The following is a 17,809-nucleotide window of genomic DNA, read 5'->3' on the forward strand; positions in this document are numbered from 1 at the left end:
TGATCGGTTACACTATCCTGTCAGGCTTGTTAATGCCCCCCAGCCAAGCCTTCCTGAAGTATCTGCCGCGTTACTGCGCGGACAGTTCCTCCTTAATCCGCAATTTCTTTTTCTTGAGCGTTTGTATAATCGCGGCATCAGGCTCTGGCCGGTTCAGTTCATCGTGAAGCTGGGCTTCAATACCGGCATGTTTGGTTTTCAAGGCGCTGATGTGGGACGATTCCATATGGCTCTCCTGATGTGCAAAATATGCAATACAGCGACTCGTCCTGACTGGACCGCCGCCTGATCTGCATAGAAACATATTCCGCAGCACTTGCGAAGACCGAATTAACCCGTAAGCGTTGGGCGGCAGACTATGTACGGCAAGCCGTGCGGATTACGTTGAATGGGCAGACGCTGAGTGAACGAGCAAGAATTGCGCAAAAAACTGGCCTCTTTGAGCACAGAGCACCGCGATCTCGATGCCGCGATTGATGCGCTGATTATGTCGCGCTCGACCGATGAATTGCAGATCGCCCGGTTGAAAAAGCGCAAGCTGTTTCTGAAAGACCAGATGGCAATCATCGAAGATGCGTTGATACCCGATATTATAGCATAGTCATTTCGCGTCTATCTTGGCCTCAGGCGCCGGTCGCTTGCGTGCTCGTATAGGCTCAAGCGGCCGGTCCGCCTTGCCAACCCTTTCGGGTTGGGCGCATTCCATGCCATATATCGGGCACCCATCCTTGGTTGCAGCAGCCATATGGCCAAGCGGCCCGCCCGCAGCGACGCGGTCTATGATCGCATCAACAAGAACGCCCGTCCCGGCGATGCAGGCGCGCCGCGTTTGAGGAAAAAAACAATCGGACAGCAAAAAACTGCCCCAAAATGAAACGGTTGCGATTTGTATCGGGATAATCCGGCAAGCGGCCTAGCCGCCGCACATTTACTTCAATAGTCGTGAGCCGCGATGGGGCAAACCACTGATATTAGCCGCCCAATTATCGAGGCATTATACTGCGAGGCATTGGTTCTTGCAGATGACGTGCGTCAGGTGTTTGACCTCAATCCTGTGCATGACACGGGTGAGGATGCGGATCGTGTGCGGATGGCTTTATCCGTGGAAGGTTTACGGACCACCACGCGCATCATGCATGTGCTGGCCTGGCTGCTTAATTACCGCGCGTATTTTGACGGCGAATTGACCGAGTTCCAGCTGCGCCGCCACAGTAAATTACCCCCCGACCGTGTTTCCGAAATTGACAATATGGAACTGCTGGAACAGCCGACTTGCGACCTTATCAACGAAACGGAGCGGCTCCATGCCCGTATTTCCCGGCTTGATCATGCATGGCGTGACGGTTTCGAAATGCAGCCCGCCGCGATCCGCCGGTTGCAGGAGCGGCTCGGGCATGCGGTTGGCGCCCGGTAACGTGCCTGTTTTGCGCTAGGGCCAGCGCCTATGCGGCCGCCAGGGCCTTGTTCCAGGCGGCGAGGCGGGCTTGCCTGATGCTGTCGTCCATTGATGGGGTAAATCTGTCAGGAGAGCCGCGCATCGCTTCGCCGGCTTCCCCCAGCGAAGCGAAAATCCCCGCCCCTTTGGCTGCCATCATTGCCGCGCCCAGCGCCGTTGTTTCGACAAATTGAGGCCGCTCGACCGGCAGGCCGAGAACATTGGCGATATCCTGCGCCATCCAGTCATTTGCGCTCATGCCGCCATCCACTTTCAGCGATGTCCATTCAGCGCCATCAGCGGCGAAGGCTTGCGCAAGGTCATAGGTCTGGTGCGCCATAGCTTCCAATGCTGCGCGGGCAATCTGCGCCCGTCCGGTGGCAAAGCTGAGCCCGGCAATCACTCCGCGCGCTTCGGGTTGCCAGTGCGGCGCTCCCAGCCCGGACATCGCAGGAACGATTACCACGCCGCCGGTATCATCAATCGACCGGGCCAGCGTTTCGGTTTCTGCCGCGGTTCCCAGCAATCCCAGCCCGTCGCGAAGCCACTGGACGAGACTGCCCGCAACAAACACTGCTCCCTCCAGCGCGTAGGTGCGTGTTCCGCTGTCCTGATACAAGACCGTACCCAGCAAGCGGTTGCTGGATGCGGGGATATCCTGCCCCTTATTGGCGAGAATAAATGCGCCGGTGCCAAATGTTGCCTTGGTTTCGCCGGGCGACAGGCACCCCTGCCCAATCGTCGCGGCTTGCTGGTCCCCTACCATGCCGGTGATCGGTATGGGCGCGCCAAGCAATTCAGGCAGGGTTGATCCGAATGCGCCCGAACTGTCGACAACCTCTGCCAATGCCGCCTTGGGCACGCCAAACAATGTGCACAATCCGTCATCAAACTGCCCGCCGCTCAGCGGCAGCAATAAGGTGCGGCTGGCATTGCTCGCATCGCTGATGAAGGTGCCGCCGGTCAGCTTATATATCAGCCAGCTTTCTATCGTACCCAGGGCCAATGTGCCCGCATCATCGGCGGCTTTCACCGCCGGATCATTGTCGAGCAACCAGCGCATTTTCGTGCCGGAGAAATAGGGATCAAGCAGCAGGCCAGTGTGTTTTTGAACCTCCGCCTCGTGCCCGGCAGACTTCAAGGTTTCGCAGATATTCGCTGTTCGCCGGTCCTGCCACACCAGCGCGCGGGCAAGCGGTTCGCCCGTGCCCGTGTCCCACGCCACCACTGTCTCGCGCTGATTGGTGATGCCGATCGCGGCAATCCGGTGTGCGCCGCCCGCTTTCTCCACCATCTCGCGCGCACAGGCCAGAGTGCGGTGCCAGATTTCGGTCGCATCATGCTCCACCTGGCCGGGCGCGGGATAATATTGTGTCAATTCCTGCTGCGCGCTGCCGCGCAACTTGCCATCTGCCGTAAGCAGCATGGCGCGGGTCGAGGTGGTGCCTTCATCAAGGACGAGGATCGTTTCGGTCATGGCGCTGCTTTGCCGGGGCACAGCGATGATCGCAAGCCTGACCGGCCACGCGCTAGCTCGACATTCGCGCGCACAATCCCCATATTCAGCCGATGCAAATGCCTGAAAAACCGTGGCCGACCGGCCTGTCTGAACGTGCCGAACCATTGGTGCAGCGCGTGCTTGCGCCCAACCCCTCGCCCTATACCTATACCGGCACGCAGACCTATATTGTCGGGGCAGAAGGCGATGTGGCCGTGATTGATCCTGGCCCGGCGGAGCCCGCGCATATTGAGGCGATTATGGCGGCCATCGATGATGCGAAAGTCACCGCGATCATGTGTACGCATACGCACCGCGATCATTCGCCAGCGGCTGCGCCTTTGGCCAAATTAACCGGGGCACCCATTATCGGCTGCGCGCCATTGGTGCTGGATGTCGGCGGCCCCCGTTCCGATGAGGCGTTTGACACCACCTATGCGCCCGACCGCGTGCTGGAAGATGGCGAGCACATGAAAGGCACCGGCTGGACGCTGACCGCTATACATACGCCCGGCCACACGTCAAACCATCTGTGCTATGCCCTTAAGGAGAGCGGCGCGCTGTTTACCGGCGATCACGTCATGGGGTGGTCCACCAGCGTTGTTGTCCCCCCGGACGGGAATATGGGTGAGTACATGGCCAGCCTCGATCGTCTATATGCCCGCGCCGGGGACGGCCGCGACACGGTGTATTACGCTGCCCACGGCGCACCAATTACCAACCCGCGCCAATTGGTGCGCGGAATGATTGGACACCGGCGCCAGCGCGAAAAGCAGATACTTAGCCTGCTCGGAATAGAGGCCCGCGCGATCAAGGATTTGGTGCCGGTAATGTATAAAGGCCTTGATCCGCGATTGAGCGGTGCGGCTGGCATGAGCGTGAAAGCGCATTTGCTTGATTTGGAACATCGCAGCATGGTCAGCCGTTCGGGGGATATATGGCAGATGAAATGAATACCGAAACCGACGGCGCGGAGAGAGTGATCGCCCAGCCGAAAGCGCAAAAATCTCTGGCGCGGGTGCAGGCTGTGCCGTGGCTGATCGTGATACTTCTGATCGCCGCCACCGCATGGCTGGGTTGGCGCGCGTTTTTCTATCAGGCGGAAGGCGATCCGGTGGGCAGCGCGATGCTGGCTTTTGAAAAGCAGAACTCTCTGACGGTCTTCAGCAGCCGATTTGAAGTGGTCGCCGAAAGCACCAATACCACCGCGCTCGGGCCGATAACTTTGGCCCAAGCGCGTCAGGCAGCGATTATCCCCGCGCGTGTCGAATACCGCGTCAACCTCGCCACAGTCGGGCGCGACCGGATTGCGTGGGATGCGGGCCAGCAAGTCATGGACATCACTCTGCCAGCACTGAAAATCTCGCGTCCCAATCTGGATGAGGCGCAGCAGAAAACCTTTACCGAAGGGGTCTGGGTCAGCCGCGCCGCCTCCGCCAATCTCAGCCGCGAAAATTCACGCCAGGCCGAAGCCAAAGCCGCCGCCTTTGCGAAAAATCGGGAAGTTTTGGCATTGGCGCGCGGGGCCGCTAAGGACGCGGTCAGACAGAATCTGACCATTCCGTTACAGATGGCGGGGTTTGAGGATATTACAGTGAATGTCCGTTTTGACGGTGAGAAGGTACAATAATGAGCGAAGTGTCAAAAATGCCCGCCGGTGATGATCTGCTGGCGGAAATCGCCCGTCTGCGCAAAGAGCGTAATGCGGTGATCCTCGCGCATTATTATCAGCGCCCGGAAATTCAGGATCTGGCCGATTATGTCGGCGATTCGCTCCAGCTTAGCCAGATGGCGGCGCAGACCGATGCGGATGTGATCGCCTTTTGCGGGGTCAAGTTTATGGCCGATACCGCAAAAATCCTCAGCCCTGAAAAAATCGTTGTGCTGCCCGATATGGATGCGGGGTGCAGTCTTGAGGATAGCTGCCCACCGGATAAGTTCGCCGCATTCCGCGAGGCGCATCCCGATCATATTGCACTCACTTACATCAATTGCTCGACCGAAGTGAAAGCACTGTCTGATGTGATCGTGACCAGCTCCAGCGCAGAGACGATCCTGCAGCAAATTCCGGCGGACCAGAAAATTATCTTCGGCCCGGATCGCCATTTGGGCGGCTATCTCAGCCGCAAATTCAACCGTGAAATGCTGCTCTGGCCGGGCGTGTGCATTGTCCATGAGGCGTTTAGCGAGACCGAATTGCTCAAGCTGAAGCAAGAACATCCCGATGCGCCGATTGCCGCGCACCCTGAATGTCCGCCAACCATTGTCGACCATGCCGACTATGTCGGTTCAACCAGCGGCATCCTGAAATTCGCTCAAGATTTTCCCGGCGACACACTGATCGTCGCAACCGAGCCGCATATCATCCACCAGATGGAAAAGGCGCTGCCCGGCAAAACCTTCATCGGCGCGCCCGGCGCAGACGGCAACTGCAATTGCAACATCTGCCCCTATATGGCGCTCAACACGCTGGAAAAACTATACACCGCGCTGCGCGATCTCGAACCCCGCGTTGAGATCGAGGAAGAGCTTCGGCTGAAAGCAAAAAAGAGCCTGGACGCCATGCTCGACATGGCCAGCGGGACCGTTGGCAAGGGTGATCTGGGTCCCGCCGCGTAAATCACGCAGCAACCCTTTGCGCCGCTGCGCGTTATGCCCGATATGACAGCTGAAATTCGTTTTTTCTGGGCGCGCCTGCTCGCCAATTATTGGTTCTTTCCGGCGGTTTTTTCGGTGCTGGCGGCCCTATTGGCGACCACGATGATCGCGGTTGATCGCTCTGGCGCGGCGGAGATGCTGAACAATGCAGGCTGGCTGGTGCCCGCACGGCCCACGGGTGCCGCGGATATGCTCACGGTTATTGCCGGTTCGATGATCGGCGTCGCGTCAACCGTGTTTTCGATAACCCTGGTGGCCGTAACCTATGCAAGCGGCAATTACGGCCCGCGATTATTGACCAATTTTATGGAAGATCGCGGCAACCAGCTGAGCCTGGCGACGTTTATTGGCAGTTTTGTTTACGCTCTCATCGTGCTGCGCAGCGTGCGGGCGGAGGATGAGACACCCGCTGGCGGAACAGCCGCCGCAGCGGCAGATACCCTGCCCGGTTTCGTGCCGCAATTGTCTTTGCTGGTTGCTTATCTGCTGATGGTTGTCTGCGTCGCCGTGCTGGTATTTTTTCTCCACCACATCCCGTCCAGCATTCGCATCAATACGGTGTTGGAAAAAATTGGCACCAAACTGATATCCGCAATCCGTAAAACCTATCCGGTCGAAGACGAATTTTCGGAAAGCATCGAACAGGTGGGCGGAACGCCGGTATTGGCTGATGGCCACGGTTACGTCCAAATGATCGATTTTCAGGATCTTGAGAAAACTGCGCGTGAACACGATTGCACTCTTTCGCTCAAGGTGCGCACTGGGGATTTCGTTCACCGTGATCTGCCATTGCTGGAAGTCGATGGCGGGGATGCGGAAAAACTGGCCAGCGTGCTGCGCGGCTATTTCACGCTGGGGGCGTCGCGCACACCGGAACAGGATCCGCAATTTCTGATTGATGAACTGGTGGAAATTGGGCTGCGCGCTTTATCACCCGGGATCAATGATCCCTTCACCGCAATCACCGCGCTGCACTGGCTTGGCGCTGCCACGTCCGAGATTGGCCGCCGTGATCTGCGCAAGGATGTCTGCGGCGCTGATGCGGAAGAGTGCCCGGTCATCCCGCTGCCGGACAATTTTGACCATTATCTGCGGCGCGGTTTCGGCTCTATCCGCAGCGCCGTGGCCCGCTCTCCCACAGCCGCAGAAGTGATGCTGGAGACAATATCCAACGCAGCCACACCGATTAAAGACGAAAAGCGCCATGCAATGCTGCGCGATCAGGGGAAACTGCTGATCGCGCAGACGCGCGAGCATCTCACCGGTCCCGACCGCGATCGGTTTGAACAGCAGGCGTCGCGGTTTGAACGGTGTTTCTGGGATGATGCAAGCAGCAAGTAATCACCGCACCGCGCATATTGGGCAGTGAGTTGGCCAGTGCAGCGAAATTCAATCCCGCTTTATCCGCGCCACAAACAACGCACCGCCGAGCATCAGCATCCCGGCAATATCGAGCGCCGTGAGCACCTCGCCAAATATGTGCCATCCGATAATTGCGGCAATGGCTGGCTGGATCAGCAAGGCCAGTCCGATTATCAGCGGTGAAAAGTGGCGCAGGCTGAAAACCATCAGGCCTTGCCCGATCAGCTGGCTGGTCACGAAAAGAATAATCACCGGCGTCCAATCGGCCGGCCACACGGGCTCACCCAGGATGAGCGCCAGAGCCAGAATGGCCGGACAGGCAAAGATACTGACCCAGGCAAGCAAGCTCCACGCGCCAATATCTTGGCCGATAGTTTTACGCGCATCCTGCAAGGCCAGCAAATAGACCGCATAGAACAGGCCGGCGGCAAGGCAGAATATATCGCCGATCATGGTCGCGGTGCTGATTTCAAGGCTGCGGCCCATCAATATGCCCGCCCCGCCCAAAGCAAGAATGATCGCCAACCATTCCATCGCGCGCGGCAAGGTGCGGCTGATGATAAAGGCCCAGAACAGCAGCACGATGCTGCCCGCATTACCAAACAGCGTCGCATTCCCCAGGCGGGTCTGCTCAATCCCGATATGCCAGCTTGACAGATCAAGCGCGAAAGCCAGCGATCCGGCAGCCACCCAGGCTAATGTCCGCCTGGGTATTCCGGTCAGCCGCTGGGCTGACGCGCGCGCAAACAGGATGAGAAATGGCAGCGCCAGAAACAGCCGCCAGAATGCGGCAGACACTGGACCGGTATCCGCCAGCCGGACGAACCAGGGTCCCGCTGCCAGAGCAATATTCCCCGCCAGCAGCGCCGCAAGCAGAACCCAGCGCGGCAAAGAATAGCTTTTGACCCTGATCGGCGTTGTTGCGGTTGCGTTGCTCACAGTGCAGCCTTAGCTCGCATCAACACACAATAAACAGATTTCATGGGGATCATCATGCATGACGCACTTTTCCAGCCGATCACTTTAGGCGCGATCGAGGCCAAAAACCGTATTTTGATGGCTCCGCTCACGCGCGGGCGTGCGACCAGCCCGGGCTTTGTCCCCAACGCAATGATGGCAACCTATTACCGCCAGCGCGCATCGGCGGGACTGATCATCAGCGAAGCAACCGGTATCAGCGTGGAAGGGCTCGGCTGGCCATCCGCGCCGGGCATCTGGAGCGATGAGCAGGTGGAAGGCTGGCGCGCCGTGACCGATGCTGTCCATAGCGAGGGCGGCAAGATCGTGCTGCAATTATGGCATATGGGCCGGATCGTGCATCCTGATTTTCTGGGCGGCAAACCCGGCGTATCGGCCAGCGCGACGACGGCGCCCGATCATGCCCATACCCCCACCGGCCGCCAGCCGCATCAACAGGCGCGCGCATTGGAGACCAGCGAAATTGCGCGGGTGATCGCGGATTACCGCCATGCCGCAGAAAACGCCAAGAAGGCCGGTTTTGACGGCGTACAGCTGCACGGCGCGAACGGTTATCTGGTTGATCAATTCCTGCGCGAAACCACCAATTTGCGGACCGATGAATATGGCGGATCGCCCGAAAACCGTGTGCGGTTCCTGCGTGAGGCATTGGAGGCGCTGATTGATGTATGGGGCGCTGACCGTGTATCAGTGCGCCTGTCGCCCAATGGCGAAACCCAGGGCGCAGACGATAGCGATCCGGCGGCGCTGTTCGGCGCGGCGGCGCGAGTCATCGAAGAGCTGGGCGTTGGTTTCCTGGAACTGCGTCAACCGGGGCCAGAGGGAACTTTCGGGCGCACGGATGTGCCCAAACAGGATCCGGTTATCCGCAAAATCTATACCGGTCCGCTGGTACTCAACAGCGATTATTCTGCCGAGGAAGGCGCAGCAGACATCGAATCTGGCCGGGCGGATGCAATCAGTTATGGCCGCCCATTCATCTCCAACCCCGATCTGCCAGACCGAATAGCCAAAGGTGCGGAATGGGCACCCAACACCAATGTCCCGAAAAGCTGGTATTTGCCCGGCGCAGAGGGATATATCGATTACCCCGCGCTGAATCAGCAATAAGCGTGCCGTAGCCTATTGCGCTGCATCAGCGGCGTCCTGCGCCGGATCACTTTCACTCTCCGCGTCGGCATCGGGGGCGGCAGCGGGAGCGGGAGCGGCAGGCGGTGATTGGGATTGTAACGTATCCAATGGGATCATTGCGTCGCTGATCGATCCTTCCAGCACATTGCCGGCCGCATTGGCATCATCGGCCACCGGTGCTGCCGTCTCCGGATCATCCGAACAGGCCCCCAGCAGAGCGGCGGCAGCGACGATCGGGAACGCGAATTTTGTCATGGTTGGGCTCTTGGTCATGGGTTGGGGTTTTCGGGTAAACTGTCCAGGAAAGCGGCAGCGCGCGAAAGCAAGGCATCGTCCCATTCTCGCGCACTGACCGGCACGCCCAGCCGTGCGAGGCTGGTTACGCCAAATTCGGCGATACCGCATGGCACGATACCGGCAAAATGCGACAGGTCAGGATCAAGATTGACGGATAAGCCGTGCATCGTGATCCATCGCCGCACGCGCACGCCGATGGCGCCGATCTTTGCCTCGCGGCCATCAATATCGTGCGTCCAGATGCCGATGCGCCCCTCGGTCCGCCAGCTTTTCACGCCAAAATCCCGCAGTGTATCGATCACCCACCCTTCCAGCGCATGAACAAAGCAGCGCACATCGCGCCCCCTTTTTGTGAGGTCGAGCATGGCATAGCCAATCCGCTGGCCCGGCCCGTGATAGGTATATCGCCCGCCCCGGCCAGCCTCGATCACTTCAAAACGCGGATCGAGCAGCTCGCCCGCCGCCGCGCTGGTACCGGCGGTGTATACACTCGGATGTTCGAGCAACCAGAGCAACTCGCGCGCTTCGCCAGCGGCAATCGCGCGGCTTCTGCGGTCCATTTCCGCCAGCGCATCGCGGTACGGCACGTGATCCTGCGCGCGGCGGATATCGACCGTCCTACCGATACAGATACCCGGCGGAATATCATTTTGGGCTGTTGGCGATATAGTCATGGGGATTGCGTGGCGTGCCTTACTCGGGTTATCAAGAAAGAAATAGACATGTGGGGATAGAAGCGATGAAATTGGATATTGGCCAGGCGTGGAACGATGCCACAGCATTGATGCTGGGTAACAAGGACATGCTGGGTATCGTTGCGGCGGTGTTTTTCTTCCTGCCGACTTTGGCGCTCAGCGTTCTGGCTCCCACTGCCCAACTGGAAGCAGCAGCAGCGGGCGGATCCGAACAGCTGCAGTCGGCAATGATGGATTTTCTGGCGGAAAACTGGCTGTTGCTGCTGGTCTATCTGGCGGCCTCGACAGTGGGATCGCTGACCGTCTTTGCCCTGCTGGGCAGGCGGCATCGGCTGACCGTTGGTGAAGCGTTGAAAACCGGCCTGTCTGCGACCCTTCCCTATCTGGTTGCGACGCTGGCGATCGGTATGGCGGCCGGCCTGATTTTTGCGATTGTTGGCGTGGTGAGCGCCGCGATATCCCCGGTGGTTGGCGGGATCTTGGGAATTATTCTGGCTGCGCTTGCGGTGATTGCCCTGATCCGTCTGCTGCTGATCGGCCCGGTTATGGCAGCAGAAAATACGCTCAATCCGGTTTCGGCGATCAAACGCTCGTGGCAATTGGTGACTGGCAATACGCGGCGTGTGTTCCTGTTTGTGGTCTTGCTTACAATTGCGATATTTGTCGTCACATCGGTACTTGGGATCATCTTTGGATTACTCGGCGCGGTGGTCGGCGGCCCGGCCGGGCTCTGGGCGGAGAGTATTCCAGCCGCGATCATCAGTGCGGTTTCCACTGTTATTATGTTGTCGGTCTATATGTCCGTATATCACGGGCTGTCAGGCAGCGTTTCGCAGGCGGAAATTGACACTTTCGAATAACCGCCTGTCTGATGAGAGCGAATTTATCCGCTATTCTGATTTCCAGCCCCAAAAAAGCCGGCAGGGCAGAACATTCCAAAACTCAAACCCGCTATCGATGCTGGTAAAATGCCTGGCCATATAGCTGCGCGCTTTGGCACTGAACTGATATACCAGAAACGCACCGCCGGGCCGTAAGACCGCATGGGTCGCCTTGACAATTGCCGGGCCCACACCATCCGGCAAAGTGGAGAACGGCAGGCCTGACAAAATGTAATCGGCATGGCCGTGGCCCGATTGCCGGACAATCTGTTCCACATCAGCAGCAGAGCCCAGAACTGCGGTGAACCGGCTATCGGCAATCGTCCGGTTGAGATAGTCAATGTATAGCGGATTTGTATCAATCACGAGCAACGCTGCGCCAGCTGGCAACCGCTCCAGAACAGGACGGCAGAACGTTCCGACCCCGGGCCCATATTCGACAAACAGGCGGCAATTGGCCCAATCCACCGGAGCGAGCATCTTGTTAACGGTGAAACGGGACGAGGGTATGATTGAGCCGACCATACGCGGATGCTTGACGAACCCTTGAAAGAAAACGCCAGCCTGATCGGAGAAACGGGATATTTTTTCGGCCATCCGTTTTGGCAGGCTGCGCGGTAATGCTGAAGGTTTGGTCACTTTGACCCCTTTTTCAATCGTCTTTCGGGAATATGGGCGGCGTCTGCCCGCTGCGTTATTCGGGATATTATTCAAGTCAAGCCGGATTGTCATAACCGTCTATCAGGCCTAGCGGGGGCGCAATGGATGCTGCCAAACCCGCTCTGAAAGACGCACCGCCCAAGCCGATTTCGCGCGACCGGATGGCGCTGCTGTTTGCCGTCATGTTGACCACGGCGGCGGGCAACACCGCGATGCAATCCGTCATGCCCTCTATTGGGACCGCGCTGCGAGTGGACGATGTCTGGATCAGTCTCGCCTATACCTGGTCAGCACTGCTGTGGGTGGTGTGCGCGCCAATTTGGGCGAGACGATCGGACAGGCGCGGGCGCAAGGCGATGATGGCGCTGGGCCTGATCGGATTTATTGTCTCGATGGGGCTGTGCGGCCTGGTTTTATGGTTTGGCCTGGCAGGATTGATCCCGGCATTCTGGACGCTGATCCTGTTTGCCCTTTCGCGCAGCCTGTATGGCGGTTTCGGATCAGCTGCTCCGCCTGCGGTACAGGCCTATGTCGCCGCGCGCACCGCGCGCTCCGAACGGACACAGGCATTATCGCTCATCGCTTCCAGCTTTGGCCTGGGAACCGTGCTTGGCCCTGCTCTTGCGCCATTGTTGATTTTTCCCGGCATCGGCCTGACCGGACCGTTTCTGGCATTTGTGATTCTGGGCGCGGTCACGCTGATTGCGTTGCGCATATTGCTGCCCGATGACGAGCCGCGCTATGCTGCCCGCGGAGCGACGTATGATGCGCCTTTCGGTTCCAGTTCAGGCTCGGCCGGCCATTCTGATGATGACGGGCGCACCGGGGAACCGGATGTCCACGATCCTGATGCGATTCCCAAAATGGGCTGGTTCGAAGCGCGTTTGCGCCCGTGGGTGATCGCGGGCCTGCTGGGCGGACATGCCCATGCAATGGTTCTGGGGATCGCCGGATTTCTGGTATTGGACCGGTTGGGGTTGCGCGGTGCACCCGCAGAGGGCGCAGGCCCTGTAGGGATTGTGCTGATGTGCGGCGCAATTGCAACGCTGCTCGCCCAATGGGGCGTGATCCCGCGCCTAAATCTGGGACCGCGTGCGGCGATATTGTCGGGCGTTGCGCTCGCAGCGTTGGGCACGATCCTGTTTGGCGCAGCGCAAAATCTGCATGGTATTGCACTGGGATATGCAATCGCATCGCTGGGCTTCGGGCTGTTTCGTCCCGGCTTCACCGCAGGCGCGTCACTTGCTGTGTCGCGCTCTGAACAGGGCGAGGCTTCGGGCGTCGTGGCGTCGGTAACCGGAGCTGCCTTCGTCTTCGCTCCGGCGCTGGGCGTCTGGCTCTACGGCCATTCGGACAATCTGGCCTTTATCGTCATCGTCGCATTATGCATTGCCGTCGCGATTATCGGCTGGGGTTCCCTGACCAGCGACGACACAGCCGAACAGACTTGAGCATTATCGGCCGCCTGCGCCAAAGTTTTAGAGGATTTCTTCAACCATCTCTTGCGGGCGGCATAACCGGACACCCTTCTCGGTTTCGACCAATGGGCGATTGATCAGAATCGGCTCTGCCGCCATTGCATCGAGCACCGCGTCCGGTCCTGCATCCGGCAACCCGCGTTCTGCTGCATCGGTACCGCGCAGCCGCAAGCCGTCTGCCGGAGCCATTCCAGCATCAGCAAATAATTGCGCAAGCTTGTCGCGCGGTGGCGGCGTTTTCAGATACTCGACGACTGTAACATCAACCCCGTCACGCTCCTGCAAAATAGCCAGCGTTTTGCGCGATGTTCCGCAATTGGGGTTATGCCAAATAGTTGCTTGCACGCAGTTCACTCCAGCTGCCGGGTTATATGGGTAGCGGCCAAGCCATATATCCACACGCAATCCAAGCCAAGCCGAAACACTCCTTGCAAATGCGAATAATTCGCAATAGTTGCCGTCTATCGCGAGTCATTCGCATCTGGAGGTTTGTATGTTTCGGTTCCCCCTACCCTGCGCTTTGTTCGCGGGCGCGGCCTGTCTGTCGGGGCCGGTACTGGCGCAAGCGGCCGATGGGGGTTCTGATACCGCCGATACACAGCCAGCCGACATCATTGTCACGGGAAAGATCCTTTACACAGACCAGGTCAATGCTCTGCGATCCCCCACACCCATCCTTGATGTGCCGCAGAGCCTGTCCATCGTGACAGCGCAAGAGATCGAGCGGCGCGGCTACACCAATATTGGCCAGATTGTCGATTACACCGCGGGAGTGAACAATTCGCAGGGCGAGGGTCACCGCGATTCCATAGTAATACGCGGCGTGCGCTCCACCGCGGACTTCTTCATCGATGGCGTGCGGGATGACGTCCAATATTATCGCGGCCTGTATAATCTGGAGCAGGTCGAAATTCTGCGCGGCCCCAACGCGCTATTGTTCGGACGCGGCGGCACTGGCGGCATAGTGAACCGGGTGACCAAAAAAGGCACCACTGGCCAGACCTTCGGCAGCGGCCAGATTGCAGCCAATACTTTTGGCGCGTTCAGCATTCAGGGCGATGTCAATCTCTCCACCAGTGACACGGTCGCCGTGCGTCTGAACGGTGCGTATGAAAGCCTGAACAATCACCGCGACTTCTATGGCGGTAACCGTATCGGTGTTAACCCGGCGGTGCGCTTTGCCATCGGCCCTCAGACAACGCTGGATCTCTCTTATGAGTATGCCGATCACCGACGCTTCATTGATCGGGGAATACCCACGGGCATCGATGGCCGCCCTGTTGAAGCATTTCAGAATATTGTCTTCGGCGATGAAGTGCTCAATTTCGCAGAACTGGAAGCGCATTTGCTACGCGCCAATCTCAGCCATCAATTCTCCGAGAATGTGAAGGGCAACTTCTCCGCTTTTTTTGGCGATTATGACAAAGTCTATTCAAATTTCTATGCCTCTGATTACAACCAGCTGGCAACGCCTGACCGTGTTACGACCGATGGCTATATCGATAACACACAGCGTCAGAACCTGATCCTGTCAGGTAATTTGGTTGGCGAATTTGATACCGGCACCGTCCACCACACGTTGATTTTTGGCGGCGAATATATCCGCACTTCATCTGATCAGAACCGGTTTAATCCGGTCTGGGACCAGACAGATGATGATAATGAAGTGTTTCTGATCAACCGCCCGCTTGCCCTGCGTGGCGGTGTGGGTGTGAATGCGTCGGGGGACATTACCACAGTTGATCTGACAGCTGCGCTCAATGATGACACGCGGGTCACGATCGATGTGTATTCTGTCTATCTTCAGGATGAAATTGAACTGACAGACTGGCTGAATATCGTTGTCGGCGGCCGGTTCGATAGCTTTGATATTGCCGTGAACAATATCGTCGCCAATGACGTTCGCACACGCCGCGATAAAGAGTTTTCCCCGCGCGGCGGCATTATCCTGAAACCACAGGATAATATCTCGATCTATGCCAGCTATTCAGAGAGCTTCCTGCCGCGTTCGGGCGAGCAATTTGCGGACATAAATGGCAATAATAACGCGCTTGCTCCCGACACTTTCACCAACCTTGAAGCCGGCGTGAAATGGGACTTTGCGCAGCAGCTTAGCCTGACAGCGGCGGTTTTTGAGATCGAGCAAAGCTCGCCGCAGCCAAGCGACAACGACCCGGCCACACTGGATATCATCGATTCCAGAATTCAGGGCTTTGAAGTGCAATTGCAAGGTCAAGTGACTGACATCTGGTCAATTGCCGCAGGATACAGCTTCCTTGATGGCGTGCAGGTCGATGTATTTGGTAATGAAGGGCTCCGCCCGCGCGAATTACCCGAAACCATGTTTTCAGTCTGGAACACCGTTGAAGTCACCCCTCGGCTCGGCATAGGATTTGGTCTGACACATCAGGGCGAAAGTTTTATCACCAACAGCACAGTCACCTATACCGGTGCCAACGGCGACAGCGTGACAACACGCGCCCTGTTGCCCGCTTACACCCGGATTGATGCCGCCGCTTATTATGACCTGTCCGATACGATCCGGTTGCAAGTGAATGTCGAGAATGTGACCGATACAGATTACTTCCCCAATTCGCATTCCACGCATCAGGCCAGCGTTGGCGCGCCGTTACATGCGCGGTTTGCGGCCAATATCCGCTTCTAAAGCGGCGGATATCAGCGTTCGGGATCGGGCGCAGCGATAGCGGGAACTTCGCCTGCGGCATCTTCTGCGCTGATCCCGGGCGCAGGCGCTGCGCTGATCGTTTCCAGCCGCCGTGCCACGCGCCCCGCCCGCTGGACCGCCTTGACGAGCCGCGGATAGACGCCGCAGCGGCACAGATTGGGGATCGCTTCCTCAATCTCCTGCTTGGAAGGGTTGGCATTGCGCGCAATCAATGCGGCAGCAGAGATGGCAATGCCCGGCGTGCAAAAACCGCATTGAATGGCCTGCTCCGCCACCAATGCCTGCTGGACGGGATGCGAACGATCACGCGAGAGACCTTCGACGGTGGTGACAAAGCGGCCCTCGGCCTCGGCAATGGTAATCAGGCAGCTGCGCAGGGCTTCGCCATCGACCAGCACCATGCACGCACCGCAATCGCCCACGCCGCACCCATATTTGGTACCCGTCAGATTGGCGGCATCGCGGATCGCCCATAGCAGCGGGGTCTCATTCGCCATGTCGAACTCAAGCGGCTGGTCGTTCAGGGTCAGGCGCGGCATTGGTGGCACTCTTGTAAAAATAGAACGTGTACTGCACCCGTCTTAGCGCCGGTGCTGGCATTCGATCAATTCAATAAAGCCGCCGCAATTTTTATCGCTTCCCTGACAGGCACGGCGCAGCTACGGCGCGGCTGATGAGCGAAGATGCAAAACTGACGCGCGGCGATATTCGCGGGCATCTGGTTTCCCAAGCCACCCCGATGATGATTGGAGTGGCCGCGATCATGTCGATCGGATTGGTCGATTCTTATTTTATTGGCCAATTGGGCAGCGCAGAACTGGCGGCGATTTCGTTTATCTTCCCCATCAGTGTGGCCCTTTCCAGCCTTGGCGTGGGTATCTCGGTCGGGATTAACTCGGTTGTTGCACGCGCACTTGGTCAAGGCGACCGAGAGCGTGCGGCCCGGCTTGGCAATTTCGGGATAGTCATGGCCACCGGCGCAGGCGTGCTGATGTCTGCGGCACTCTATCTCCTGCTCGACCCTTTATTTGCGTTGATGCAAGCGGATGAAACACAATTGCCGCTGATCCGTGCCTATATGGTGCCGTTCACGATCGGCTTTCCGCTGTTGCTGGTCATCATGGGCCTGAACGGCGTTTTGCGAGGACAGGGAGAGGCCAAGAAAACATCATATGTTTCGGTCACTTACGCGGCGGTCAATTGGGTGCTCGATCCGATCTTCATTACCGGCGCGTTCGGATTTTCAGGGTTTGGTATCGAAGGGGCAGCCTATGCATCGATCACCGGTTGGATGGTTGCCGTTATATTCGGCTTCTGGATGCTGAGCAAAACCACTTTGCCGTTCAATCCTGCAAAGCTGCGCGAATGTGCGATCGGTCCATCGTTCAAATCGGTTATCAATGTCGCCGGTCCCGCAGCCTTCTCCAATGCGATCAACCCTGTCGGCCTGTCCGTGCTAACCGCCCTTGCAGCATCACAAAGCCAGGCCGCCGTGGCAGGGTTTGGCGCTGCGGGCAGGCTACAGAGTTTCGCAGTCGTCCCTTTGCTTGCCTTATCGGGCGCAATTGGCGCGATCGTGGGCCAAAACTGGGGCGCAGACAAGCCCGACCGATCGCGCGAGGCAATGGTCTGGGCGGGCGCATTTTCGCTGGTGTACGGATTGGTTCTGGCAGTAATCCTGTTCGCTGCGGGCGAGTGGTTTGCCAATTTTTTCACCGAAGACCCCGCCGTCATTCGCGAATTTGCCGCCTATCTGTCTATCGCGGCGTGGGGCTATGCCGGATATGGTTTGCTGATAGTCAGCAATGGCGCGCTGAATGCGGTCGATAAAGCGCGCTGGGCCATGTTGCAGAGTTTCGCCCGGGTGTTCTTGATCATGATGCCCACTGCGTGGTTGCTGCTGCCATCATCGGGGGCCGATGCGATCTATATCGCAGAACTTGCCGCCAATGTCATCGGCGGCGCAGTGGCTGTAATCATCGTTTGGCGGATATTGCAGCGTAAGCAGTGACGCTTCGTTAACCATCATCCTCCATAAATAGCCAGCACT

Annotated in this window: 19 protein-coding genes; 11 read left to right on the forward strand and 8 right to left on the reverse strand. The window is 58.1% G+C overall.

All coding sequences use genetic code 11. The annotated features are described in order from the left end of the window. Positions 1-70: 70 nt before the first annotated feature. Positions 71-226 (reverse strand): YdcH family protein, encoded by a 156-nt coding sequence (locus tag WA922_RS06895; RefSeq protein WP_424770948.1) that lies wholly within the window; start codon positions 224-226, stop codon positions 71-73. 177 nt (positions 227-403) lie between these two features. Between WA922_RS06895 and WA922_RS06900 the strand changes: the two genes are divergently transcribed. Further along, the gene (locus WA922_RS06900; protein WP_424770949.1) at positions 404-601 is read left to right on the forward strand and encodes a YdcH family protein; all 198 of its coding nucleotides are present in this window, start codon (positions 404-406) and stop codon (positions 599-601) included. Positions 602-952: 351 nt separating this feature from the next. Then, positions 953-1,414: a DUF1465 family protein gene (locus WA922_RS06905; RefSeq protein WP_424770950.1), complete on the forward strand. Its 462-nt coding sequence runs from the start codon at positions 953-955 to the stop codon at positions 1,412-1,414. 28 nt (positions 1,415-1,442) lie between these two features. Here WA922_RS06905 and glpK read toward each other — a convergent pair whose 3' ends face one another. Beyond that, positions 1,443-2,912: a glycerol kinase GlpK gene (gene glpK / locus WA922_RS06910; protein ID WP_424770951.1), complete on the reverse strand. Its 1,470-nt coding sequence runs from the start codon at positions 2,910-2,912 to the stop codon at positions 1,443-1,445. A gap of 98 nt (positions 2,913-3,010) precedes the next feature. Between glpK and WA922_RS06915 the strand changes: the two genes are divergently transcribed. The 4 genes from WA922_RS06915 to WA922_RS06930 are packed head-to-tail and all read left to right on the forward strand — an operon-like array spanning position 3,011 to position 6,932. Then, positions 3,011-3,886, forward strand: a complete 876-nt coding sequence (locus WA922_RS06915) for an MBL fold metallo-hydrolase (RefSeq protein WP_424771007.1) — start codon at positions 3,011-3,013, stop codon at positions 3,884-3,886. Beyond that, positions 3,883-4,563, forward strand: coding sequence for a DUF4230 domain-containing protein (locus WA922_RS06920; protein ID WP_424770952.1), 681 nt, complete (start codon positions 3,883-3,885; stop codon positions 4,561-4,563). The genes WA922_RS06915 and WA922_RS06920 overlap by 4 nt, the downstream gene beginning before the upstream one ends. Further along, positions 4,563-5,552: a quinolinate synthase NadA gene (gene nadA / locus WA922_RS06925; RefSeq protein ID WP_424770953.1), complete on the forward strand. Its 990-nt coding sequence runs from the start codon at positions 4,563-4,565 to the stop codon at positions 5,550-5,552. Before WA922_RS06920 ends, nadA begins: the two co-directional genes overlap by 1 nt. Positions 5,553-5,594: 42 nt before the next feature. Next, positions 5,595-6,932, forward strand: a complete 1,338-nt coding sequence (locus tag WA922_RS06930; RefSeq protein ID WP_424770954.1) for a DUF2254 domain-containing protein — start codon at positions 5,595-5,597, stop codon at positions 6,930-6,932. 48 nt (positions 6,933-6,980) lie between these two features. Here the strand turns inward: WA922_RS06930 and WA922_RS06935 are convergent, their stop codons facing one another. Next, positions 6,981-7,892 (reverse strand): DMT family transporter, encoded by a 912-nt coding sequence (locus WA922_RS06935; RefSeq protein WP_424770955.1) that lies wholly within the window; start codon positions 7,890-7,892, stop codon positions 6,981-6,983. A gap of 54 nt (positions 7,893-7,946) precedes the next feature. On the opposite strand from WA922_RS06935, the gene WA922_RS06940 reads away from it, so the two are divergent. Beyond that, a complete protein-coding gene (locus WA922_RS06940; RefSeq protein WP_424770956.1) occupies positions 7,947-9,041 on the forward strand; it encodes an alkene reductase in 1,095 nt (364 codons plus the stop codon). Between the two features lie 12 nt (positions 9,042-9,053). Here the strand turns inward: WA922_RS06940 and WA922_RS06945 are convergent, their stop codons facing one another. Continuing rightward, complete coding sequence (locus WA922_RS06945) at positions 9,054-9,317, reverse strand: hypothetical protein (RefSeq protein WP_424771011.1); 264 nt, start codon at positions 9,315-9,317, stop codon at positions 9,054-9,056. 14 nt (positions 9,318-9,331) lie between these two features. Further along, positions 9,332-10,033 carry a lipoyl(octanoyl) transferase LipB gene (lipB, locus tag WA922_RS06950; RefSeq protein WP_424770957.1) on the reverse strand — a complete coding sequence of 234 codons (702 nt, stop codon included), beginning with the start codon at positions 10,031-10,033 and terminating at the stop codon, positions 9,332-9,334. A 65-nt stretch (positions 10,034-10,098) separates the two neighbouring features. Between lipB and WA922_RS06955 the strand changes: the two genes are divergently transcribed. Further along, the gene (locus WA922_RS06955) at positions 10,099-10,914 is read left to right on the forward strand and encodes a glycerophosphoryl diester phosphodiesterase membrane domain-containing protein (protein WP_424770958.1); all 816 of its coding nucleotides are present in this window, start codon (positions 10,099-10,101) and stop codon (positions 10,912-10,914) included. Positions 10,915-10,944: 30 nt separating this feature from the next. On the opposite strand, the gene WA922_RS06960 is transcribed toward WA922_RS06955, so the two are convergent. Then, on the reverse strand, positions 10,945-11,532 hold the full coding sequence (locus WA922_RS06960) for a class I SAM-dependent methyltransferase (RefSeq protein WP_424771008.1): 588 nt from the start codon (positions 11,530-11,532) through the stop codon (positions 10,945-10,947). Between the two features lie 164 nt (positions 11,533-11,696). Between WA922_RS06960 and WA922_RS06965 the strand changes: the two genes are divergently transcribed. Further along, entirely contained in the window at positions 11,697-13,046 is a 1,350-nt protein-coding gene (locus WA922_RS06965) for an MFS transporter (RefSeq protein WP_424770959.1), read from the forward strand. Between the two features lie 27 nt (positions 13,047-13,073). Here WA922_RS06965 and WA922_RS06970 read toward each other — a convergent pair whose 3' ends face one another. Further along, positions 13,074-13,418 (reverse strand): arsenate reductase family protein, encoded by a 345-nt coding sequence (locus WA922_RS06970; protein ID WP_424770960.1) that lies wholly within the window; start codon positions 13,416-13,418, stop codon positions 13,074-13,076. 148 nt (positions 13,419-13,566) lie between these two features. On the opposite strand from WA922_RS06970, the gene WA922_RS06975 reads away from it, so the two are divergent. Then, the gene (locus tag WA922_RS06975; RefSeq protein WP_424770961.1) at positions 13,567-15,738 is read left to right on the forward strand and encodes a TonB-dependent receptor; all 2,172 of its coding nucleotides are present in this window, start codon (positions 13,567-13,569) and stop codon (positions 15,736-15,738) included. Positions 15,739-15,749: 11 nt separating this feature from the next. Here the strand turns inward: WA922_RS06975 and WA922_RS06980 are convergent, their stop codons facing one another. After that, positions 15,750-16,298: a (2Fe-2S)-binding protein gene (locus tag WA922_RS06980; protein ID WP_424770962.1), complete on the reverse strand. Its 549-nt coding sequence runs from the start codon at positions 16,296-16,298 to the stop codon at positions 15,750-15,752. A gap of 134 nt (positions 16,299-16,432) precedes the next feature. Here WA922_RS06980 and WA922_RS06985 point away from each other — a divergent pair, with 134 nt between their 5' ends. After that, entirely contained in the window at positions 16,433-17,770 is a 1,338-nt protein-coding gene (locus tag WA922_RS06985; protein ID WP_424770963.1) for an MATE family efflux transporter, read from the forward strand. The last annotated feature ends 39 nt before the right edge of the window (positions 17,771-17,809 follow it).

Source organism: Pontixanthobacter sp. (assembly GCF_049682855.1).
In the GTDB taxonomy this organism is placed as follows: domain Bacteria; phylum Pseudomonadota; class Alphaproteobacteria; order Sphingomonadales; family Sphingomonadaceae; genus Pontixanthobacter.